Origin of the sequence: Nocardia sp. CDC160, assembly GCF_035818795.1 — a bacterium.
In the GTDB taxonomy this organism is placed as follows: domain Bacteria; phylum Actinomycetota; class Actinomycetes; order Mycobacteriales; family Mycobacteriaceae; genus Nocardia.
The window spans coordinates 419,600-439,939 of sequence record NZ_JAYKYT010000001.1; the positions used below are offsets into that span (position 1 = coordinate 419,600).

The following is a 20,340-nucleotide window of genomic DNA, read 5'->3' on the forward strand; positions in this document are numbered from 1 at the left end:
GCGAGTTCGCATCACCATCCGGAATCGGTGGCTCCGCCTCGGCGCGGCTGCTCCGAATCGGCAACGGATTCCTGGAAGCCGCCGAGTCGCTCCGGCGATTTCGGGGGCGCGGTCGAGACGACCGGCGCCTCGGGAATCGCCAATTCCTTACTGAGATCCGGCATTCCGGGAATGATGTCGGCCAGTTTGGGCAGCCGATTCCGGCTCTGCGACACCGGTGCCATGATTTCGCGACTTTGGCGCGCCACGTCCGCGGCCGCCTGTTTGGCCGCCTCCGTCACCGCCTTGGCGATCTCCGGATAGTCGAGTTCCTCTATGCCGGAACCGAATCGGGTCTCGATGACGGTGCCGTCGGCGTTCACCGTGACCGTCACGCGCTTGCCGCGCGCCGTCGCGGAGGCGGTCAGGGCCGCGCGCTGGCGCTGCAACTCGACGATGGTACGCATCTCGTCGGCGAAACCGTCGAGAATGGCCGCGAGATCGTCCTTCTGGTACTCGTTGCTCATTGCCCCGACTGGCCCTTGAACGCCTCGGCATTGGCCCGCTCGGTCTTTTCGAGCTCGTCCGCCGAATCCTGCTGCGACTTCGAGAAATTCCCGAAAGTCCCGGCCATGTTCTTGGTGCCGTCGACAATGTTCTTCTTGCTGGCCAGGTATCCCTGTCCGCCACTGGCGAACTGGCTACCCAGGCTGTCGCCGCCCCACGGCTCCCCCAGCGCCTCGGTGCGAGACACGAGCGCGTCCACGACGCCCTGAATGCCATCCCGCACATCGCCGGTCTTCCGCGAAGCGGTTACCAGTAGATCGTGGTAGGACTCCAGCCGACCGCTCATGCTGTTGACCTTGACAGCCATGAGCGGCCAGCCAGTTGACGTAAAGTTAACGCGGAGTGCAGATTCGGTTGTCTCCGGATCGGATCAGACGTATTCCTGCTGTTCTCCGCGGGCTTCCATGTGCATCAAAATCTGCCCGATGACACCGTCGAGGTGCTCGATGAACCGGCGATTGTCCACGCCGACAGCCGACTTCACCTCCGGATCCAGATCGATCAGGTAGCGCCCGTCACCGGGCAGATCACGCCACACCAGGGTGGACACCGCGACGCCGCGGGGCCCGTACTTGGAGCGTCCCTGCAGAATCTGCATGGCCCCGGTCTGATCGGCCGGAGTCGAGAAGAACCGCAGACTGCGGGTATCGACCGATTCCTCGAAGGTGTCGAAGGCCGAAGCCCGCGGCGCCTCATAGGGATCCGGTGGCGCGGGCTCGGTGGCGATCGGAATCACAGTCGACTGACCGGGCTCGGCCGGGGGCAGCTGCGCCACCAGCAGCGCCGCCAGCTCCTCCGGTTCGCACTCGAGCATCGTGACGCCGCCGCTGTGCATCGTCGTCTCGCCCGGTTTCTGGATCAGCACGCAGGCACGACGGCCGCGCCGCGCCCCGTGCACCACCAGATGCTTGGCCGGATTGTCGATGTCCGCGTCGTGCCACCCGTGCACACCCACGAAAACCTCTGGGTTGCAGACGGCCTCGAACACGGCGCGGAAATGCGAATCGAGTCGCCGGTCGAGATCCTCCTGGGCCGCCAGCAGCTCGCGGTCGTAGACATCGTGGTCCATGGTCCGGCTCGTGTACACCAGGGGCGACGGAATCGCGCCCTCCCGGTACAGATTGCACAGGACCTTGAACTCGATGTCGGTGAATTCCCAGGTCATGCCTCGACCACCGGGTTACCTTCGACGACGCCCTCGAGGGTCTGCCCGAGACCCCGAATGAAGTCGACATGCTCGGTCTCCGGTTCGGCAGCGGCGCTCGGGACCCCGGTAGCGATCGGCGTGACCGCGTCCGACGGCGCGGCCACGACACCCACCAACGGGTCCAGCACGGCTCCGGGGCCGGAGGCTCCACCGAACAGGTTCGTCAAACCCGCCAGGGGCGGATTCGCCACGGCGGCCGTGGGGATCCCGTTCGCCAGACCCGAGTTCGGTGTGGTCACCGCGCCCAGCGGCGTGGTGTCGCCGGGCAGTCCGGCCGTCGGCGTCTGCGGGGCGTTCGACAGACCCAGCAACTGCGACAGCTGAGTCACCTTCGACGGATCCTGCTCGATCGCGCTGAACGCGGTCGTCAACTTATCCTCGGGCACGCCCAGCGCGGTGGCCAGGCTCGACAGATCAGTGGAGTGCATCGACTGGAGTGCCTGCAGGATCGACGGCAACTGCTGGGACAGCGTCGAGATGCCGGTGCTGGCACCGCTGACCAGCGTGCTCAACAGGCTGGTCAGCTGGGACATGTCCGAGCTGCCGGAACTGCCGCCGGACGAAGTGTTCTGCGGCTGAGTCTGATTCGGGAAGCTCGGGTTGGAGCCGTTCGGGTTCGTGCCGTTGGGGTTGGAACCGTTGGGATTCGTGCCGTTCGGATTGGTTCCGTTCGGGTTGGAGCCCTTGGGGTTCGGATCCTTGACGTCCTTGATCGGGGGGATATTGGGCTTCGGGGTCGGGGTGCCGCCACCGGCATTCGGAGTCCCACCACCGGCATTCGGGGTCCCACCACCGGCATTCGGGGTCCCACCACCGGCATTCGGGGTGCCGCCGCCCGCATTCGGAGTCCCACCACCGGCATTCGGGTTGGGGTTTGGATCCGGGTTCGGGTTGGGATTCGGGTTCGGGTTGGGATTCGGATTTGGGTTGGGATTCGGGTTCGGGTTGGGATTCGGGTTGGGCTTCGGCTTGTCGACGGGCGCGGGCACCGGAACCGAGGGCGTCGACTGCGAGGTGTGGGTCACGCCGTCGGCGTAGTGGTCTTGGTAATAGCCGCGGTAACGATCCAGCTCACCCTGCTTGTCGCAGCTCCACGGCTGATGCTCCTGATCCGGCATGTACCACTTGGTCTGGACCATCCAGCGGTTGGTGTAACGCATCACCTGGGACGCGTTGTCCATGGTGTCGAGCAGCGGCTGAATGCTGTTGCAGTAACTGGTCACCGCGGCCTGCGCGGCGCTCGCGCCGTCACTGCGCCACTGGCTCTGCAGCGCCTGGACCTTATTGCTGAAATCGCTGAGACTGGTGTCGACCTTGCCCTTCAGCAGCTTGTAGAGCTCGTAGGCGTTGTTGTACGGATCGGGCTTCATGTCCTGCCCGAGGTGGTACAGCGCCTCCCAGCTCATCGAGTCCTTGGGCTCGGGACGCACCAAATAGGATTCCTTGCCGCCCTTGTAGTTCTTCAGACTGTCGGGGTAGCCGTCATCGGCCGAATCATCGTTGGGGTCGGGCGATGACTTGTTCGGGATGTCGATCTTGAGGTCGGTTGCCTTGTCCGGCGCCGAGGTGTGCAGATACCTCAGGTTGTCGGCATTCATGTGGTCGGTAGCGACATAGTTGCGCCCGGCCTGATTGAACGTGTCGATCATGTCCCGCAGGATGGCGATATGCGTGGTGAGCGCATCCGACATATGCTTGCCGATCCCGTTGAGATAGGTGGCCAGCGTCCCGCCCGAGTCCAGATCGCCGATCGGGCCGATATCGGTGAGATGACCGTCGATGATCTGTTGGTAGTACAGCAGGTCGCCCACCAGGGTCGACGCGGCCTGGGCGCCCTTCTCCGCCGCGCCCGGCTCGAATTCCAGTTGCTTGGCGTCCGCCTGGCCTTTCAGCGTCGGCCAGGCCGTCTGGTCCTTGTCCTTGTACTTATCGTTGTTATCAGGTGCCATCGCTAACTACTGTCGCTCCGCCCGTTGCCAGCTGAAGATGCCAGCACAGCCTACTGCTGTGAACTCCCAGTGGCGCACAAGGAAATTCGGGGCATGCGCGGCCGCTTCAGGGTAGCCAAGTCGGCGCGAGTCGGCTATCTGGGAAGATCGATGATCATGCGAATACTGGTGCAGCGTGTGAGATCGGCTCAGGTGAGCGTCGACGGCGCGGTGGTCGGGCGGATCGATCCGGCCGCGCACGGTGCGCCCCAGGGGCTGGTCGCCTTGGTGGGCGTCACCCACACCGATACCGAGGCCACGGCGAAGGCGCTGGCCGACAAGCTGTTCCGCCTCCGCATCCTCGACGGCGAACGCTCCGCCGCCGACCTGTCCGCCCCCATCCTGGTGATCAGCCAGTTCACCCTCTACGCCGATACCGCCAAGGGCCGCCGCCCCTCCTGGAACGCCGCCGCGCCGGGACCGGTCGCCGAGCCACTGGTCGATACCTTCGCCGCCGCCCTGCGCGAACTGGGCGCGCCCGTCGCCACCGGACGGTTCGGGGCGCACATGCACGTCGAACTCGTCAACGACGGGCCCGTCACCCTGATGCTCGAAGCCTGAACTGCGGCAATGCCACCGCGGATAGGGTGGCGGGCATGCTGTTGTGGATCAACGGACCGTTCGGCGGGGGCAAGACGCAGACCGCGTTCGAACTGCATCGACGACTGCCGGGGAGCGTGGTGTGCGATCCCGAGGAGGTCGGCCTCGGGCTCAAGGCACATTCGGTTCTGAATCGCGCCGCCGTTCTGAGTCGAGGCGTCAGCGCACCCATTTCGAGGTCAAGCCCGCGACGATCGAACCGTCGAGGTCCGAGAGGCTGTCGGCGACGAAGGAGCGGGCGAAATCCGAAGTCTGCCAGCGGAACACAACCGGGTAGGCGGTGAGGGCGGACATGACCACCTCGGCGACCTCGTCGGCGGTTTGGGCGGTGGTGTAGGCCCCGCGGGTGCGATTGATGTAGGCCTCCAGGGCGGGTGCGTAGGGGCCCGCGGCGGCAATGGCGGCGGGGATGTCGACGGCCGCGTTGGTGACGAATTCCGTTGTCACCGCGCCGGGTTCGATGACGCTCACGCCGACGCCGACCGTGGCGGCCACCGGCTCCAGGCTCTGCATGAAGCCCTCGACCGCGAACTTCGCGGCGCAGTAGGCCTCATTGAACGGCTGGCCGACCGCGCCGCCGACGCTGGTCACCGTCACCACGCGGCCCTTCGAGGCGCGCAGGTGCGGCATGGCGGCCTTGGTCACCTCGACCACGCCGAAGAAGTTGACCTCCATGGCGCGGCGAATATCCGCCATGGGCAGGTGCTCGACGGTGCCCACCACCGAGACCCCCGCATTGTTGACCACCGCGTCCAGGTGACCGTAGTCGGCGACCACGCCGTCGATGCACTCGGCGATCGAGGCCGGATCGGTGACGTCGAGGCGGCGGACGTCCGCGCCCGTATCCAGCACCGGCCCGGCCTTGTCCGGATTGCGCAGGGTCGCGACCGTCGTATACCCGGCCCGCACCGCCGCGGCGGCGACCGCCAGCCCGATCCCGGTGGAAGTGCCCGTGATGAGAACAACCTTGTCGGCCATGTCCCCATCGAACCAGACCGAAGCCCGGCTCCCGGGTGCCACGCCCGAATTATCAGCCGGGAGGTGCCGGGGGCCGGAGCACCCGCGCCACCCGGATCAGTTCGAGGCCGGGATGAACAGGACCGAGTCGCCCACCAGGGCGTAGAGGACATGCGATTGCGGATCGACCGTGGAGCCCACCAGCGACTTCATTCCGGTCCGCAACGGTGTCCCATCGGTGCGCCGCGCGGTGTCGACGACCCGCAATTGGTAGCCGTCCCCGCTGTTTTCGACGACGTAGGCACGGTGCCGTGCGGGGTCCACCGCGACCGCACCGAAATCGGTGCCCCCGATCTTGGCGACGAGCGCATGAGTGACCAGATCGACGAGGTACACGTTGTCGATGTCGGTCATCACGACGGTATTCGCGGCGAAATCCACCGCCATCCGGACCATCCCGTTCGTCGGCACCGCGAGCAGACCCGTCACCCGCTGGGCTGCCAGATCCACGACGATGACGCCGTGACCGTTCTTCGTCACCGGGTCATAGCGCGAACCGGCCACATACGCGGTTCGCCCCGCGGGATCGACCGCGATCTCCGCGGCCGAGGTACCCACCGGGATCGACGCCACCACGGTCGCCGACGACGGATCGATCACCGAGATTGACGCTGTCGCATTGACATCCACAGTGGTCGGATCCTGTTGGAAGCCAACGTATTTCTCCGTCGTGACATACACCAGGTGCGTAACCGGGTCGACGGCGACACCCCCGGCCCCCTTGCCGGTGTCGACCCAGTTGATCACCACATTCGTGGTGGTATCGACCACCGCCAGCATGGCCCGGGGACCGTCCAGCTCGTGGCTGCTGTCGCCCTTCCCCGCCACGTACAACCGGTGCAAGGCCGGATCCAACGCGAGCCCGACCAGGTCGCCCGACAGGTTGATCTTCTCGACCACGGTGTGATTCGCGATATCCACGACCACCACGGTCCGCTCCGTCTGATCGGCCACGTACAACCGCCCGGCGGCACTGTCGACGGCGGTGTACGCCGAGCCCAGCCGCACTCCCAGCGCCACCGAGGGCGAGTCCGCTACGGCGGACGGGTGCGATCCGTTGCCCGAGACGGCGATACCGACGACGATCCCGATGACGACGACCAGGGCGCAGGCAATCCCGATCGCCAGCAGAATGCGCGGGCGCTTCGGGAAGACCTCCCCCCGCACCGGCCGCATGTCGAGCTGGGAAGGCCTCGACAGCAGCGGTCGCTGATCGGCGCACAGCGGCCGGAACGCCTGCTGCACCAGCGGACTCAGCGCCACGGCACCCGAAAGGTAAAGGGCGTGCAGATCGGCGGGTGAGGTAATGCCCGCGGTCCGCAGGACGTTCACCACGGCCCCGACCACCGCGGGCAGACCCATCTCGGTGAGATCCGCGGCGGAAACCGGTGGGAGACTGCGGGATTCGATCGTTCGGAAGGTGCCGTCGGGGGCGGTGACCAGGAGTGAGACGGTCAGTGGGCCCGGTCCGAAATCGATGACCGCGATGCGCGAACCGGCCGGAGCCGCGGCAATTCCGGCGTCCGGGCCGAAGGTACCCACACCCGACAAGACAATCCCCTCCCACAATTGGCGCGGCGTCGATCCTAACCCGGCGCAAACGACCGCACCCGCCTCGGCGGATGCCGGGGCGGGTGCGGAAAGCGTTGTGCGGGAGTTACTCCGGGCGCGGAGTGAGGATGCGGGGGCCGTCTTCGGTGACGGCTACCGTGTGCTCCCAGTGGGCGGCGCGGGAGCCGTCGTCGGTGACGACGGTCCAATGGTCGTCCAGCTCATGGGTTTCCGTGGTGCCGAGGGTGAGCATGGGCTCGATGGCGAGGACGGAACCGATGCGGAGCTCGGGGCCCTTGCCGGGCGCGCCCTCGTTCGGCAGGAACGGGTCCATGTGCATTTCGCGGCCGATGGCGTGGCCGCCGTAGCCGGAGACGATGCCGTACTTGCGGTCGTGCAGCTTCTCCGCGGCGTAGGTGCCCTGCTCGATGGCGTGCGAGACGTCCGAGAGACGGTTGCCGGGCAGCATGGCGGCGATGCCCGCCTCCATGGACAGGCGGGTGGCCTCGGACAGCAGGCGGTCGGCCTCGATGATGGTGCCGACGCCGAAGGTCCAGGCCGAGTCGCCGTGCCAGCCGTCGAGGATGGCGCCGCAGTCGATGGACACCAGATCGCCCTCGACCAGGATCTCGTCCTTGCTCGGGATGCCGTGCACCACACGGTCGTTCACCGACGAGCAGATGGAACCCGGGAACCCGTGGTAGCCCTTGAAGGACGGGATCGCCCCGGCCTCACGGATCACCGACTCGGCCACCTCGTCCAATTCCAGGGTGGAGACCCCGGGCTTGGCGGCGGCCCGCACCGCCACCAGCGCGCGACCGACGATGGCGCCCGCCGCCGCCATGGCGTCCAGTTCACCGGAGGTGCGGAAGGGCACCACCCGCTTGCTCTTGCGGCCGAAGACCATTCAGCGACCCAGCGCCTTCAGCGCACGCGCGTTGACCTCGTCGATCTCGCCGACGCCCTCGACCGACACGACCGAACCGTCGTAGTGGTCCAGCAGCGGCTCGGTCTCCTCGCGGTAGACGCGCATGCGGTTGCGGATGACCTCTTCGGTGTCGTCGCCGCGGCCGCGGGCCAGCATGCGCTCGACCACCACGTCCTCGTCGACCACGAAGGACAGCACGGCGTCGAGCTCCTTGCCCGACTCCTTGAGCATCTTCTCCAGCGCCTCGGCCTGATCCACGGTGCGCGGGTAGCCGTCGAGGATGAAGCCGTTGACGGCGTCGGGCTCGGCGATGCGGGCCTCGACCATGCGGTTGGTCACGTCCGACGGAACCAGGTTGCCCGCGTCGAGGTACTGCTGCGCCTCGCGGCCCAGCGGAGTCTGCTCCGCGATGTTGGTGCGGAAGAGGTTCCCGGTGGAGATGTGCGGAACACCGAGCTTTTCCGACAACAGTTCGGCCTGGGTGCCTTTACCGGCACCGGGCGGTCCGAGCAGTACGAGTCTCACTTCAGGAACCCTTCGTAGTTTCGGTTCATCAACTGGCTCTCGATCTGTTTCACGGTATCGAGGCCGACGCTCACAATGATCAGCACCGCGGTACCACCGAACGGCAGGTTGGTCACACCGCCCGAGGCCCCGATCCCGAGGAGCAGGTTCGGCAGAACAGCGACAGCACCGAGGTAGATGGAGCCGGGGAGGGTGATTCGGCTCAGGACGTAGTTCAGGTAGTCGGCGGTGGGCTTGCCCGGGCGGTAGCCCGGAATGAAGCCGCCGAACTTCTTCATCTCGTCCGCGCGCTCCTCCGGATTGAAGGTGATCGCGACATAGAAGTAGGTGAAGAACACGATCAACGCGAAGTAGATGCCCACGTAGACCGGGTTGCTCGGGTTGACCAGATACTTCTGGATCAGCTCCTGCCACTTGGCCGGGTTGCCCGAGGACTTCTGGGTCAACTGCGCCAACAGGTTCGGCAGGTACAACAGCGAGGACGCGAAGATGACCGGGATGACACCCGCCTGGTTCACCTTCAACGGCAGATAGGTCGAGGAGCCGCCGTACATCTTGCGGCCGACCACGCGCTTGGCGTACTGCACCGGAATCCGGCGCTGGCCCTGCTCGACGAAGATGACGCCGACGATGACCACCAGCGCGGCACACGCCACCAGGGTGGTGGTGATCCAGCCGCGGCTGTCGTAGATCATCTTGCCCTCGGAGGGGATGCGGGCCGCGATGCCCGCGAAGATCAACAGCGACATGCCGTTACCGATGCCGCGTTCGGTGATCTGCTCGCCGAACCACATGACCAGGGCCGCGCCCGCGGTCATGACCAGCACGATGATGATCATGCCGAAGATCGAGGTGTCGTCGAGGATGTCCTTGGGGCAGCCACGCAACAGCTGTCCGCGGGAGGCGAGCGCGACCAGACCGGTCGACTGCAGCACGGCCAACGCGACAGACAGATAGCGCGTGTACTGGGTCATCTTGTTCTGACCCGCTTGGCCTTCTTTGCGCAGTTCCTCGAACCGCGGAATGACGACGGTCAGCAGCTGAATAATGATGCTCGCCGTGATGTACGGCATGATGCCGATCGCGAACACCGACAGCTGCAGCAGCGCGCCACCGGAGAAGAGATTGATGAGCTGGTAGATACCGGCGGAGTCACCGCCGTTGACCAGATTGACGCATTCTTGAACGTTCTTGTAACTGACGCCCGGCGAGGGCAGCGACGCACCGAGCCGGTAGAGCGCGATCAGTCCCAGCGTGAAGAGAATCTTCCGCCGTAAGTCCGGGGTCCGGAAAGCCGACACGAAGGCGGAAAGCACAGATCCTCCTGGCTAACGACATGGGTCAGGCCACGGATTCAGCATTGGGCTGGTTAGCCACAAAGAGCCGAGAACCATGACGGTGTTGGCAGACAACACTTGAACTTTAACAGCGACACCGGGCGAGCTTGCGACTCGCCCGGTGCCGTTGCTACTTCAGGTTACCGTCAGGCCAGCTCGGTGGCGGTGCCACCGGCCGCGACGATCTTCTCCTTGGCGGAGCCGGAGAACTTGTCCGCCGAAACCTGCACGGCCACAGCGATTTCGCCCTCGGCGAGCACCTTCACGAGCTCGTTCTTGCGAACCAGGCCCTTGGCGACCAGCTCGGCCTTGCCGATGGTGCCGCCCTCGGGGAACACGCGGGCGATGTCACCGACGTTCACGACCTGGTACTCGGTGCGGAACGGGTTGGTGAAGCCCTTGAGCTTGGGCAGACGCATGTGAATCGGCATCTGACCGCCCTCGAAGCGGACCGGGACGTTCTTGCGAGCCTTCGTACCCTTGGTACCGCGGCCCGCGGTCTTGCCCTTGGAACCCTCACCGCGACCCACACGGGTCTTCTCGGTCTTGGAACCGGGGGCAGGACGCAGGTGATGCAACTTGATGGTCATGCGTTGACCTCCTCTACAACAACGAGGTGGCGCACGACGTTGATCAGGCCGCGGTTCTGCGCGTTGTCCTCACGCACCACGGACTGGCGGATCTTGCGCAGCCCGAGGGTGCGCAGCGACTCGCGCTGATTCGCCTTGGCGCCGATGCTGGACTTGACCTGGGTCACTTTCAGCTGTGCCATATCAGACTCCCTGTCCCGCGCGCGCACGCAGCATGCCCGCAGGAGCGACGTCCTCGAGGGGCAGGCCACGACGGGCCGCGACCTCTTCGGGACGCTGCAGCTGCTTGAGGGCAGCGACGGTGGCGTGCACGACGTTGATGGCGTTGTCGCTACCGAGCGACTTGGCCAGAACATCATGGATGCCAGCGCATTCCAGCACGGCACGGCAGGCGCCACCGGCGATCACACCGGTACCGGGCGAAGCCGGACGCAGCATGACGACACCGGCCGCGGCCTCACCCTGAACCGGGTGGGTGACCGTGGAGCCGATCATCGGAACGCGGAAGAAGTTCTTGCGAGCCTCTTCGACACCCTTCTGGATGGCCGCGGGAACTTCCTTGGCCTTGCCGTAGCCGACGCCGACCAGACCGTTGCCGTCACCGACGATCACGAGGGCGGTGAAGCTGAAGCGACGACCACCCTTCACGACCTTGGAGACGCGGTTGATCGCGACGACGCGCTCGAGCTGGTTCTTCTCGGCGGCATTGTCCCGACGATCGTTGCCGCCGCGGCGGTCGCGACCGCCACCGCGCTGATCGCGGTCGTTGTTGCCACCATTCTGTCCGGCGGGACCGTTTCCGCCGTCACGCCGCTGACGTCCCGGCATCAGACGTTCCCTTCGTTCGCAGTGTTGATCATCAGAACTTCAGCCCACCTTCACGGGCGGCGTCGGCGAGCGCCGCGATGCGGCCGTGGTAGTCGTGACCACCACGGTCGAACACGACCGCCTCGACACCGGCAGCCTTGGCGCGGGCGGCGATGAGCTCGCCGACCTTGGCGCCCTTGGCGGACTTGTCGCCCTCGACGGCACGCACATCGGCCTCGATGGTCGACGCGGCGGCAATGGTCTTGCCGACGGTGTCGTCGATCAGCTGAGCGTGGATGTGGCGCGAGGAGCGGTTGACCACCAGGCGCGGACGCTCGGTGGTGCCTGCGATCTTCTTGCGCAGACGGAAGTGACGACGCGCCTTGGACAGACGACGCGCGGTCGAGACGTCGGTGCCGATCGGCTTACGAGCGGCCTTCTGCTTTTCGGTTTGTGCCATGGCTTACTTACCCGTCTTTCCGACCTTGCGGCGAACGACCTCACCGGCGTAGCGGATGCCCTTGCCCTTGTACGGGTCGGGCTTGCGCAGGCCGTGGATCACCGCGGCGATCTGGCCGACCTTCTGCTTGTCGATGCCGGACACCGAGAACTTGGTCGGGGACTCCACCGCGAAGGTGATGCCCTCGGGGGCGTCGACCGGGACCGGGTGCGAGTAGCCCAGGGCGAACTCGAGGTTCGAGCCCTTGGCCTGCACGCGGTAACCGACGCCGAAGATTTCCATCTTCTTCTCGTAGCCCTGCGTCACACCGATGATCATGTTGTTGATCAGGGTGCGGGTCAGACCGTGCAGGGAGCGGTTCTGGCGCTCGTCGTTGGGACGAATCACCTCGAGCTCACCCGACTCGGCCTTGGTGACGGTGATCGGCTCGGCCACCACGTGCGACAGGGTGCCCTTGGAACCCTTCACGGTGATGTTCTGGCCGTCGATGGTCACCTCGACTCCGGCGGGAACCGGGATCGGCTTCTTACCGATACGCGACATTGTTCCTACCTCCCTTACCAGACGTAGGCGAGGACTTCGCCGCCCACGCCCTGCTGCTTGGCCTGACGATCAGTGAGCAGACCGGAGGACGTGGAGATAATCGCCACGCCGAGGCCGCCGAGCACCTTGGGCAGGTTGGTGGACTTCGCGTAAACCCGGAGACCCGGCTTCGACACGCGGCGGACGCCCTGCAGGGAGCGCTCACGCGAGGGGCCGTACTTCAGGTCGACGATCAGGGTCTTGCCGACGTTCGCGTCTTCGGTGCGGTAGTCGGCGATGTAGCCCTCGCGCTTGAGGATCTCGGCGATGTTCGCCTTGAGCTTCGAGTGCGGAGCCTTCACCTGATCGTGGTACGCCGAGTTGGCGTTGCGCAGACGGGTCAAGAAGTCTGCGATGGGATCAGTCATGGTCATGTTCGACCGTTACCTCTCTCGCCGCGGTTCCCATTCAGCACCGTCAAAGGGCGGTCGTGGGCCTACGACAAATAGGGGCGGTCCAGCCGGGGTTGCCCGACCGGATTGAGCACTTGCGCCCGGAGCAACGCCACCCGCGCCAGGCGCGAATGGACACAGCTGTGCCCGAGCAACCGGTCTAGTGTAGACAACCGCAGATCAGCCACCAAATCGGGGGGCCGAGGAGGAGCTGTGAAACGTGTCATGGGAACGCTGGAACGGACAATCGGGACGCTACTCGCCGTCACGGCCGTAGGCGCGAGCCTGGCGGCGGTCGGGTGCACGACCGTCATCGACGGCCAAGGCGTCGCCAACGAGGCCGATGTCACCGCCTACCGCTCGTCGGTGGCCGCGAGCTCCGCGGCCGCCGCCACCTCCGCACAGGCGGCCAGCCGTCAGAACACGGTCTGCAGCGCCTTCTTCTCCGCCGCCGTCGAGGCAAGCTTCAAACTCGAGACCGTCAAACAACGCCTCAACGAACACGCCTCCGCCGAGGCAACCCTCCCCGCCATCACCGACGCCGCCACCGCCCTCAACGCGGCGGCCAAGCAAGTCGGCGACGCCCTGTCCGCCGCCCCCACCCCCGCCGCCTTCACCTCCACCCTGAACGAATACTCCCAAGCCGCAACAGCATTCGCCACCCAGTGGACCAACCTAGGCCAGGGCACCGGCAACGAGGACGACTTCATGTCCGCCCAAGACCGCTACTTCACCGCCAAAGACGCCGCCCTAGCCGCCTGCCCCTGAATTGATAGGGCAACACATAGCTGCTGTTGCGATGATTGCAGCATGGCTCGCACCATCACCCAGGCTGAGCTCAAAGCCATTTCTGCCCGCTTTGCAGATGCCGCAAGCGGTGCAGAGGAACGCGCGGAGATCGACGCCGTGTTCGGCGAGGAACGACTGGACGACTGACGCTGGCCGTCGTGCAGGTGCAAGGCGGTCACACCGGTACGACGCGAGATGGATTGGGTCGGTCAGTGGGCGGGGCCCAGGCAGTAGGTCTTGGGCCAGATTTCGCCGGGGGTTTGGTAGGTGTAGCTGACCGTGGTACCGGTGTAGCGAGCGACGTCGAATCGGTTGCGGGCCGGGCGCTGCCGCCCGCGCGATCGAACCAGAATCGGCAGGGTTGATGCGGGACGGACCGCTAGGATCTCCTCTACAAAGGGGGAGAGGAAGTGCCGGGCATGGCCCAAATCGCGCAACCGGATAAGCCGCGCAAGCGTTCGCTCAGGGTTTCATATCTGCTACCGGCAACGGTGGCAGCCACACTCGTATCCAGTGGGTGCGTCGCTCCCCCGTCAGACCGTGCGGCCGCTTCCACCGCTCCTCTCCCCACCACGAGTCAGCGGCTCCCGTCCACGAGCACGCCACCCGCCACCACCGGTGCCCCCACCATTACCGCACCAAGCACGACTGCCCAGTCGACGGATGACGACGCCGAACCTACCGATGTGGCCGTCTGCGTCGACCCGGAGACAAATGTAAGGGTGGATGACGACCTTTGCGACACCGATGACGACACGTATTCACGGTTCTGGCTGCACCATTCCCCGTCGCTGATCTATCCGGCCGTCGGTGCGGTCGTCGGCTTGGCTCTGGGTACCTTTGTGCGCCCCACCACCGGACGTGTCTTCGACAGGGGCGTCCCCGCGGTCGGCGGCCGGGTGCTGCGTGGCGGATTCGGTGGCCATCACGCCGGGGGCAGCTGAGCGCGGCATTGCCGAGAATTCCAGTGATACGGAACCCGGCGGGACGCGGATGAAACGCCGAAGGCCCCTACCGGGACGGGTCTCGGTGGGGGCCTTCGGGTTTGGTATTACGCGGTCGCTTGGACCGGTAAGTCACCAGGACGACTTGTGGACGCCCGGGAGTTCGCCGCGGTGGGCCATCTCGCGCAGGCAGACTCGGCAGAGGCCGAACTTGCGGTAGACGGCGTGGGGGCGGCCGCAGCGCTGGCAGCGGGTGTAGGCACGCACCGCGAACTTCGGCTTGGCGTTGGCCTTGTTGATCAGAGCCTTCTTAGCCATGGATCAGTTCTCCTTGAACGGGAAGCCGAGGTGCTTGAGCAGGGCGCGGCCTTCTTCGTTGTTGGTGGCGGTGGTCACCACGGTGATGTCCATACCACGCGGACGGTCGATCTTGTCGACGTCGATCTCGTGGAACATCGACTGCTCGGAGAGACCGAAGGTGTAGTTGCCGTGGCCGTCGAACTGCTTCGGCGAGAGACCGCGGAAGTCGCGGATACGCGGAAGCGCGATGGAGATCAGACGGTCCAGGAACTCCCACATGCGGTCGCCGCGCAGGGTCACCTTCGCGCCGATCGGCATGCCCTCACGCAGCTTGAACTGCGCGATGGACTTGGTGGCCTTGCGGATCTCGGGCTTCTGGCCGGTGATCAGGGTGAGGTCGGCGACCGCACCGTTGATCAGCTTCGCGTCACGGGCGGCGTCGCCGACACCCATGTTCACGACGACCTTCACCACGCCGGGGATCTGCATGACGTTGGCGTAGTCGAATTCCTGCTGCAGCGCGGGCTTGATTTCCTCGCGGTAGCGGGTCTTCAGGCGCGGCTGCACCTTGTTCTCGGTAGAAGTCATCTCAGATGTCCTTCCCGTTGCGACGGGAGATGCGGACCCGCTTGCCGTTCTCATCGGTGCGGTAGCCCACGCGGGTCGGCTTGCCGTCGGAGTCGACGACCATCACGTTGGAGGCCTGGATCGGCGCTTCCTGGGTGACGATGCCGCCCGAGCTGGCGCCACGCTGGTTCGCGGAATTCGCGACGTGCTTCTTGATGCGGTTCACGCCCTCGACCAGGACCTTGCCGGTCGCCGGGTAGGCCTGAATGACCTTGCCCTTGGCGCCCTTGTCCTTGCCCGAGATCACGATGACCGTGTCGCCCTTGTGCACCTTCATAGTTAGAGCACCTCCGGGGCCAGCGAGACGATCTTCATGAAACGCTTCTCACGCAGCTCACGGCCGACCGGGCCGAAGATGCGGGTGCCACGCGGATCGTTGTCCGCCTTGATGAGCACCGCGGCGTTCTCGTCGAACTTGATGTACGAACCATCCGGGCGACGACGCTCCTTGACGGTGCGCACGACGACGGCCTTGACGACCTCGCCCTTCTTGACGTTGCCACCGGGGATGGCGTCCTTCACGGTGGCGACGATGATGTCGCCGATACCGGCATAGCGACGCGACGAACCACCGAGAACGCGGATGCAGAGGATCTCCTTGGCACCCGTGTTGTCGGCGACGCGCAGTCGCGACTCCTGCTGAATCACTTCAGCTCCTCCTAGACCTGGACGAAATGCACGCCGGATTGCCGACCCGACGGGCATGGTCAGTTGCCCTTCAAACGCGCGCCTGCCAGCGGTTTTCACCAAGCTGGAGATCAACCACTGTGGGTTCGCGGCCGAAGTGCGGGGGCACAGCTCCCGCAGGCAACCGGTCAAGTGTAGCGAAGCCGCAGGTCGGACCCAAATCGGGGTGAGCGGACACACGGCGGGCCGCGGATTCAGGTGTTCCTCAGCGAGGTCGATTACGGTCGGCGCGAGCAACGTACGAGCTATCCCGATTATCCGGTAGAGGAGATTCGCGTTGTCCGAGCGTCCAGCTCTCGACCGCCGCAAGTTCTTGATCGCGCTGGGCCTGGTTCCTACCGTGGCCGTGCTGACCTCATGCAATAAGAACGACAAACCCAAGCAGCTGATCGGGCCGGACATGTCCGGGTCGAATCCGGCCATTCGGCCGCAGGACGATCTGTATCGGTTCGTCAACGGCAAGTGGCTCGACGAGTACAAGCTGCCGCCGGACAAGGTGTCCTTCGGCACCTTCGACGAGGTGCAGGAGCGGGTGCAGCAGCAGCTCAAGGAGATCATCGAGGGGATTCACAATCCCAAGTCCGGCTCCAACGAGCAGAAGATCCGCGATATCTACGACGCGCGGATGGACAAGGACGAGATCGAGAAGCTCGGCATGACGCCGCTGCAGGATCTGTTCGATCAGATCGACAAGGCCGCGGCCAAGCCGGATCTGGCGAAGGTGATGGGCGGGCTGCCGGGCGTGGGGCTGATCGGACTGGGCGTCGGGCCGGATCCGAAGGACTCCAACGCCTACCTGCCCTCGGTCTCGCAGGCGGGGCTCGGGCTGGATCAGCAGTACTACAGCGATCCCAAGTACGCCGGGAAGCTGGCCGCCTACCGGACCTATATGCAGCGCATCGCGGCCGGGGCCGGGTTCGCGGATCCGGAAGCGCTGGCGAATCGAGTGGTCGATCTGGAGGCGCGGATCGCCGGATTCCATTGGGACAATGTCAAACTGCGCGACACCGACGCCACCTACAACCTGATGAGCTGGGCCGAGCTGACCGCACTCGGACCGCGATTCGACTGGGACCCTTGGCTTTCCGGCACCACGGACCGCCCCAAGAATCTGTTCGACAAGATCGACGTGGGTGAGCCGTCGTTCATCACCGGGGCCGCACAGCTGTGGGCCGATGTCGATATCGCCGCCTGGCGTGAGTATTTGAAGCTCGGCCTGGTGCGCGCCTTCGCCACCTATCTACCCAAGGCCATCGCCGATCCGAGCTTCGACTTCTTCGGCAAGGAGATGCAGGGGCTGAAGCAACGGCCGGAGCAGTGGAAGTCGGCGGTGCTCACCGTGAACAACACCGTGGGCGAGGCGCTCGGAAAGCTCTACGTGGACAAGCATTTTCCGCCCGAGGCCAAGAAGCGGGCGCTGGATATGGTCGGCGATCTGCGCGCCGCCTACAAGGAGAATTTCCAGAATTCGACGTGGATGTCCCCGCCCACCCGGGAGGCGGCCATCGCCAAGCTCGACAAGATCAATGCCAAGATCGGCTACCCGGACAAGTGGGAGGACTACTCCAAGCTCACCGTCACCCGCGGCAGACTGATCGAATCCCTGCGCGCCTCGGACGCTTTCAAGACCAAGCGCATGTTCGATCGACTGGGGACGCCGGTGGACAAGTCGGAGTGGGGCATGCCGCCGCAGACGGTGAACGCCTACTACAACCCCAGCGGCAACGAGATCGTGTTCCCCGCCGCCTTCCTGCAGCCGCCGTTCTTCGATCCGGATGCCGAGCCCGCCGTGAACTACGGTGCGGGCGGGGCGGTCATCGGCCACGAGATCGGACACGGATTCGACGACCAGGGCTCGAAATACGACGGCGACGGCAATCTGAAGGATTGGTGGACGCCCGCGGACAAGGCGGCGTTCCAGGCCAAGACGCAGCAGCTCATCGACCAGTACAACGCGCTGGTGCCGGAGGGGCTGCCGCCGGATCAGCACGTGAACGGCGAGCTGACCGTGGGTGAGAACCTGGCGGATCTGCGCGGGTTGGAGATTTCGCTGGCGGCCTATCGCATGGTCGAGAAGCGGAACGGGACCCAGACGCCCGACTACAAGCCGATGTTCGAATCCTGGGGACGCACCTGGCGGACCAAGATGACGACCGAGGCGCTGGAGAATCAGCTCGCCAATGATCCGCATTCCCCGGCGGAATTCCGGTGCAACCAGGTCGTGAAGAACCTCGGCGAGTTCTACAGCACCTACGACGTGAAGGAAGGCGACAAGGAATACCTGCCGCCGGACCAGCGCGTCACGCTCTGAGCAAGCTCACAGGTTCGCGACACCCCGCGCGGGGCTGCCATCCCCGGTAGCCTCGCGTCGGTATTCGCAGCTTCGGGGAGAGGTAGTGCCTGTGACATCGTCGGGTCGTCCGGCCGGTTTGGACCGTCGCCGTTTTCTGATCGCACTGGGTCTCGCGCCTGCCGTCGCCACGCTGGCGGCGTGTTCGAATGATTCGAAGAACACGGTCACCTCGACCCAGCTCACCGGCCCCGACCTGTCCGGGTCGGATGCGACGGTGCGACCGCAGGACGATCTGTACCGGTTCGTCAATGGCAAATGGCTGCAGGACTATTCGCTGCCCGCGGACAAGGTGTCGTTCGGCACCTTCGACGAGGTCGGCGATCGGGTGCAGGGGCAGTTGCGCGAGATCATCGAGGGCATCAAAGATCCCAAGCCGGGCACCGCCGAGCAGCAGATCCGCGACCTGTACGACGCGCGCATGGATGTGGACACCATCGAGAAGCTGGGCATGACGCCGCTGAACGAGATGTTCGCCGATATCGACAAGGCGGCGGGCAAGCCGGAATTGGCGAAGGTGATGGCTCAGCTGCCGATCGGCGGTCTGATCGGGCTGGGCGTTTCGGTCGACCGGAAGAACTCCAGCGCGCACATCGCCTCGGTCGGGCAGTCCGGTATCGGATTGAGCGAGCAGTACTACCGCAAGCCCGAATACGCCGACAAGCTGGCCGGATACAAGACCTTCCTGGAGAAGATCGCCACCGGTGCCGGATTCCCGGATCCGGTCGCCATGGCGGGGCGGGTGCTCGATCTCGAGACGAAGATCGCCGCCAACTTCTGGGACAACATCAAACTGCACAACACCGAGGCCAGCTACAACAAGATGTCGTGGAACGACATGGTGGCGCTGGCTCCGCAATTCGATTGGGACCCCTGGCTTTCCGGCAATACCGATCGACCCAAGAGCCTGTTCGCGACGGTGATCGTGGCCGAGCCGTCCTACATCACCGCGGCGGGGCAGCTGTGGCACGACGTGGATATCGCGGTGTGGCGGGAGTATCTGAAGCTGGCGGTGGTGCGGGAATACGCGCGATTCCTGCCGCAGGCGATCGCCGACGCCAATTTCGAGTTCTTCGGGACCGTGATGAGCGGGCTGCAGCAGCGGCCGGAGCGGTGGAAGTCCGCGGTCTCGACCGTCGATTCGAATCTGGGCGAGCAGCTCGGAAAACTGTACGTGGCCAAGCATTTCCCGCCCGAGGCCAAGCAGCGGGCCCTGGATATGGTCGCCGACTTCATCGCCGCCTACAAGGACAATTTCACCAACTCGACCTGGATGTCGCAGCCGACCAAGGATGCCGCGCTGGTCAAGCTGGGCAAGATGGGCGTGAAGATCGGCTATCCGGACAAGTGGGAGGATTACAGCGGTCTGAAGATCACTCGCGGGCAGCTCATCCAATCCTTGCGCGCGGTCAATGTTTTCGGCTCCAAGAAGATGTTCGACAAGCTGGACAAGCCGGTCGACAAGACCGAGTGGGGCATGACGCCGCAGACGGTGAATGCCTACTACCAGCCGGTCAACAATGAAATCGTTTTCCCGGCCGCGTTCTTGCAGCCGCCGTTCTTCGACGCCAATGCCGAGCCCGCCGTGAACTACGGTGCGGGCGGGGCGGTCATCGGCCACGAGATCGGACACGGTTTCGATGATCAGGGCTCCAAATACGATGCCGACGGCAATCTGAAGGATTGGTGGACGCCCGCCGATCGCGCCAAGTTCGAGGAACGCACCAAGAAGCTGGTCGACCAGTACAACGGCCTGGTTCCGCAGGGGCTGGATCCGGCGCACCACGTGGACGGCACCCTGACGCTGAGTGAGAATGTCGCCGACAATCGCGGTCTGCAAATGGCTTTCGCGGCGTATCGCATCAATCAGAAGCGCGCGGGTGTCGAGAATCCGTCCTACAAGGACATGCTCGAAGCCTGGGGTCGCAACTGGCGGTCCAAGCAGACCAAGCAATACACCGAGAATCTGATCGCCAATGACGTCCACTCGCCCGATGAGTTCCGGGCCAATCAGGTGGTACGGAATCAGGCCGAGTTCTACGCCACCTTCGAGGTGAAGGAGGGCGACAAGCTGTTCCTCGCCGAGGATCAGCGCGCCACCTTCTGATTCGGC

At 65.1% G+C, this 20,340-nt stretch carries 25 protein-coding genes; 6 read left to right on the forward strand and 19 right to left on the reverse strand.

Annotation, left to right across the window (positions count from 1 at the left end; all coding sequences use genetic code 11):
- Positions 1 to 11 precede the first annotated feature (11 nt).
- From VMT40_RS01820 to VMT40_RS01835, 4 genes are all read right to left on the reverse strand, one after another.
- Complete coding sequence (locus VMT40_RS01820) at positions 12 to 506, reverse strand: YbaB/EbfC family nucleoid-associated protein (RefSeq protein WP_326356241.1); 495 nt, start codon at positions 504 to 506, stop codon at positions 12 to 14.
- The gene (locus tag VMT40_RS01825; protein ID WP_326356242.1) at positions 503 to 832 is read right to left on the reverse strand and encodes a WXG100 family type VII secretion target; all 330 of its coding nucleotides are present in this window, start codon (positions 830 to 832) and stop codon (positions 503 to 505) included. Before VMT40_RS01825 ends, VMT40_RS01820 begins: the two co-directional genes overlap by 4 nt.
- 84 nt (positions 833 to 916) lie before the next feature.
- Entirely contained in the window at positions 917 to 1,711 is a 795-nt protein-coding gene (locus VMT40_RS01830) for an ESX secretion-associated protein EspG (RefSeq protein WP_326356243.1), read from the reverse strand.
- The gene (locus VMT40_RS01835; RefSeq protein WP_326356244.1) at positions 1,708 to 3,702 is read right to left on the reverse strand and encodes a hypothetical protein; all 1,995 of its coding nucleotides are present in this window, start codon (positions 3,700 to 3,702) and stop codon (positions 1,708 to 1,710) included. Before VMT40_RS01835 ends, VMT40_RS01830 begins: the two co-directional genes overlap by 4 nt.
- A 156-nt stretch (positions 3,703 to 3,858) precedes the next feature.
- On the opposite strand from VMT40_RS01835, the gene dtd reads away from it, so the two are divergent.
- Positions 3,859 to 4,302, forward strand: coding sequence for a D-aminoacyl-tRNA deacylase (dtd, locus tag VMT40_RS01840; protein ID WP_326357160.1), 444 nt, complete (start codon positions 3,859 to 3,861; stop codon positions 4,300 to 4,302).
- A 198-nt stretch (positions 4,303 to 4,500) separates the two neighbouring features.
- Here dtd and VMT40_RS01845 read toward each other — a convergent pair whose 3' ends face one another.
- The 11 genes from VMT40_RS01845 to rpsH form a co-directional block, all read right to left on the reverse strand.
- Positions 4,501 to 5,319 carry an SDR family NAD(P)-dependent oxidoreductase gene (locus VMT40_RS01845; RefSeq protein WP_326356245.1) on the reverse strand — a complete coding sequence of 273 codons (819 nt, stop codon included), beginning with the start codon at positions 5,317 to 5,319 and terminating at the stop codon, positions 4,501 to 4,503.
- Between the two features lie 96 nt (positions 5,320 to 5,415).
- A complete protein-coding gene (locus tag VMT40_RS01850; RefSeq protein ID WP_326356246.1) occupies positions 5,416 to 6,909 on the reverse strand; it encodes a YncE family protein in 1,494 nt (497 codons plus the stop codon).
- Positions 6,910 to 7,015: 106 nt separating this feature from the next.
- Positions 7,016 to 7,816: a type I methionyl aminopeptidase gene (map, locus tag VMT40_RS01855; protein ID WP_326356247.1), complete on the reverse strand. Its 801-nt coding sequence runs from the start codon at positions 7,814 to 7,816 to the stop codon at positions 7,016 to 7,018.
- Positions 7,817 to 8,362 carry an adenylate kinase gene (locus VMT40_RS01860; RefSeq protein WP_326356248.1) on the reverse strand — a complete coding sequence of 182 codons (546 nt, stop codon included), beginning with the start codon at positions 8,360 to 8,362 and terminating at the stop codon, positions 7,817 to 7,819. It abuts the gene before it with no gap.
- Complete coding sequence (gene secY, locus VMT40_RS01865; RefSeq protein ID WP_326309555.1) at positions 8,359 to 9,678, reverse strand: preprotein translocase subunit SecY; 1,320 nt, start codon at positions 9,676 to 9,678, stop codon at positions 8,359 to 8,361. Before secY ends, VMT40_RS01860 begins: the two co-directional genes overlap by 4 nt.
- 167 nt (positions 9,679 to 9,845) lie before the next feature.
- Positions 9,846 to 10,289: a 50S ribosomal protein L15 gene (rplO, locus tag VMT40_RS01870; RefSeq protein ID WP_326309556.1), complete on the reverse strand. Its 444-nt coding sequence runs from the start codon at positions 10,287 to 10,289 to the stop codon at positions 9,846 to 9,848.
- Positions 10,286 to 10,471 (reverse strand): 50S ribosomal protein L30, encoded by a 186-nt coding sequence (rpmD, locus tag VMT40_RS01875; RefSeq protein ID WP_326309557.1) that lies wholly within the window; start codon positions 10,469 to 10,471, stop codon positions 10,286 to 10,288. The genes rplO and rpmD overlap by 4 nt, the downstream gene beginning before the upstream one ends.
- Before the next feature lies 1 nt (position 10,472).
- Positions 10,473 to 11,117: a 30S ribosomal protein S5 gene (gene rpsE, locus VMT40_RS01880; protein ID WP_326309558.1), complete on the reverse strand. Its 645-nt coding sequence runs from the start codon at positions 11,115 to 11,117 to the stop codon at positions 10,473 to 10,475.
- A 31-nt stretch (positions 11,118 to 11,148) separates the two neighbouring features.
- Positions 11,149 to 11,556, reverse strand: coding sequence for a 50S ribosomal protein L18 (gene rplR, locus VMT40_RS01885; protein WP_326309560.1), 408 nt, complete (start codon positions 11,554 to 11,556; stop codon positions 11,149 to 11,151).
- Between the two features lie 3 nt (positions 11,557 to 11,559).
- Positions 11,560 to 12,099 (reverse strand): 50S ribosomal protein L6, encoded by a 540-nt coding sequence (gene rplF / locus VMT40_RS01890; protein ID WP_326356249.1) that lies wholly within the window; start codon positions 12,097 to 12,099, stop codon positions 11,560 to 11,562.
- 14 nt (positions 12,100 to 12,113) lie between these two features.
- Positions 12,114 to 12,512, reverse strand: coding sequence for a 30S ribosomal protein S8 (gene rpsH, locus VMT40_RS01895; RefSeq protein ID WP_326309562.1), 399 nt, complete (start codon positions 12,510 to 12,512; stop codon positions 12,114 to 12,116).
- Between the two features lie 231 nt (positions 12,513 to 12,743).
- Between rpsH and VMT40_RS01900 the strand changes: the two genes are divergently transcribed.
- The 3 genes from VMT40_RS01900 (at position 12,744) to VMT40_RS01910 (ending at position 14,263) form a co-directional block, all read left to right on the forward strand.
- The gene (locus tag VMT40_RS01900) at positions 12,744 to 13,298 is read left to right on the forward strand and encodes a hypothetical protein (protein ID WP_326356250.1); all 555 of its coding nucleotides are present in this window, start codon (positions 12,744 to 12,746) and stop codon (positions 13,296 to 13,298) included.
- A gap of 42 nt (positions 13,299 to 13,340) precedes the next feature.
- Entirely contained in the window at positions 13,341 to 13,466 is a 126-nt protein-coding gene (locus VMT40_RS01905) for a hypothetical protein (protein ID WP_326356251.1), read from the forward strand.
- A gap of 575 nt (positions 13,467 to 14,041) precedes the next feature.
- Positions 14,042 to 14,263, forward strand: coding sequence for a hypothetical protein (locus VMT40_RS01910; RefSeq protein WP_326356252.1), 222 nt, complete (start codon positions 14,042 to 14,044; stop codon positions 14,261 to 14,263).
- 132 nt (positions 14,264 to 14,395) lie between these two features.
- Here the strand turns inward: VMT40_RS01910 and VMT40_RS01915 are convergent, their stop codons facing one another.
- Genes VMT40_RS01915 through rplN form a run of 4 tightly spaced genes read right to left on the reverse strand, consistent with a single transcriptional unit; the run spans position 14,396 to position 15,838 of the window.
- On the reverse strand, positions 14,396 to 14,581 hold the full coding sequence (locus VMT40_RS01915) for a type Z 30S ribosomal protein S14 (protein WP_029923637.1): 186 nt from the start codon (positions 14,579 to 14,581) through the stop codon (positions 14,396 to 14,398).
- Between the two features lie 3 nt (positions 14,582 to 14,584).
- Positions 14,585 to 15,151 carry a 50S ribosomal protein L5 gene (rplE, locus tag VMT40_RS01920; protein WP_326309577.1) on the reverse strand — a complete coding sequence of 189 codons (567 nt, stop codon included), beginning with the start codon at positions 15,149 to 15,151 and terminating at the stop codon, positions 14,585 to 14,587.
- A 1-nt stretch (position 15,152) separates the two neighbouring features.
- Entirely contained in the window at positions 15,153 to 15,467 is a 315-nt protein-coding gene (rplX, locus tag VMT40_RS01925) for a 50S ribosomal protein L24 (RefSeq protein WP_040804283.1), read from the reverse strand.
- Positions 15,468 to 15,469: 2 nt separating this feature from the next.
- On the reverse strand, positions 15,470 to 15,838 hold the full coding sequence (gene rplN / locus VMT40_RS01930) for a 50S ribosomal protein L14 (protein ID WP_033090674.1): 369 nt from the start codon (positions 15,836 to 15,838) through the stop codon (positions 15,470 to 15,472).
- A 316-nt stretch (positions 15,839 to 16,154) separates the two neighbouring features.
- Here rplN and VMT40_RS01935 point away from each other — a divergent pair, with 316 nt between their 5' ends.
- On the forward strand, positions 16,155 to 18,188 hold the full coding sequence (locus tag VMT40_RS01935) for a M13 family metallopeptidase (protein ID WP_326356253.1): 2,034 nt from the start codon (positions 16,155 to 16,157) through the stop codon (positions 18,186 to 18,188).
- A gap of 85 nt (positions 18,189 to 18,273) precedes the next feature.
- Positions 18,274 to 20,334 (forward strand): M13 family metallopeptidase, encoded by a 2,061-nt coding sequence (locus VMT40_RS01940; protein ID WP_326356254.1) that lies wholly within the window; start codon positions 18,274 to 18,276, stop codon positions 20,332 to 20,334.
- Positions 20,335 to 20,340: the final 6 nt, after the last annotated feature.

Coding starts and splice junctions, on each gene's coding strand:
- VMT40_RS01820 (WP_326356241.1), bottom strand. CDS start 506: ATGAGCAACGAGTACCAGAAGGACGATCTCGCGGCCATTCTCGACGGT.
- VMT40_RS01825 (WP_326356242.1), bottom strand. CDS start 832: ATGAGCGGTCGGCTGGAGTCCTACCACGATCTACTGGTAACCGCTTCG.
- VMT40_RS01830 (WP_326356243.1), bottom strand. CDS start 1,711: ATGACCTGGGAATTCACCGACATCGAGTTCAAGGTCCTGTGCAATCTG.
- VMT40_RS01835 (WP_326356244.1), bottom strand. CDS start 3,702: ATGGCACCTGATAACAACGATAAGTACAAGGACAAGGACCAGACGGCC.
- dtd (WP_326357160.1), top strand. CDS start 3,859: ATGCGAATACTGGTGCAGCGTGTGAGATCGGCTCAGGTGAGCGTCGAC.
- VMT40_RS01845 (WP_326356245.1), bottom strand. CDS start 5,319: ATGGCCGACAAGGTTGTTCTCATCACGGGCACTTCCACCGGGATCGGG.
- map (WP_326356247.1), bottom strand. CDS start 7,816: ATGGTCTTCGGCCGCAAGAGCAAGCGGGTGGTGCCCTTCCGCACCTCC.
- rplO (WP_326309556.1), bottom strand. CDS start 10,289: ATGACCATCAAGTTGCATCACCTGCGTCCTGCCCCCGGTTCCAAGACC.
- rpmD (WP_326309557.1), bottom strand. CDS start 10,471: ATGGCACAGCTGAAAGTGACCCAGGTCAAGTCCAGCATCGGCGCCAAG.
- rpsE (WP_326309558.1), bottom strand. CDS start 11,117: ATGCCGGGACGTCAGCGGCGTGACGGCGGAAACGGTCCCGCCGGACAG.
- rplR (WP_326309560.1), bottom strand. CDS start 11,556: ATGGCACAAACCGAAAAGCAGAAGGCCGCTCGTAAGCCGATCGGCACC.
- rplF (WP_326356249.1), bottom strand. CDS start 12,099: ATGTCGCGTATCGGTAAGAAGCCGATCCCGGTTCCCGCCGGAGTCGAG.
- rpsH (WP_326309562.1), bottom strand. CDS start 12,512: ATGACCATGACTGATCCCATCGCAGACTTCTTGACCCGTCTGCGCAAC.
- VMT40_RS01905 (WP_326356251.1), top strand. CDS start 13,341: ATGGCTCGCACCATCACCCAGGCTGAGCTCAAAGCCATTTCTGCCCGC.
- VMT40_RS01915 (WP_029923637.1), bottom strand. CDS start 14,581: ATGGCTAAGAAGGCTCTGATCAACAAGGCCAACGCCAAGCCGAAGTTC.
- rplE (WP_326309577.1), bottom strand. CDS start 15,151: ATGACTTCTACCGAGAACAAGGTGCAGCCGCGCCTGAAGACCCGCTAC.
- rplX (WP_040804283.1), bottom strand. CDS start 15,467: ATGAAGGTGCACAAGGGCGACACGGTCATCGTGATCTCGGGCAAGGAC.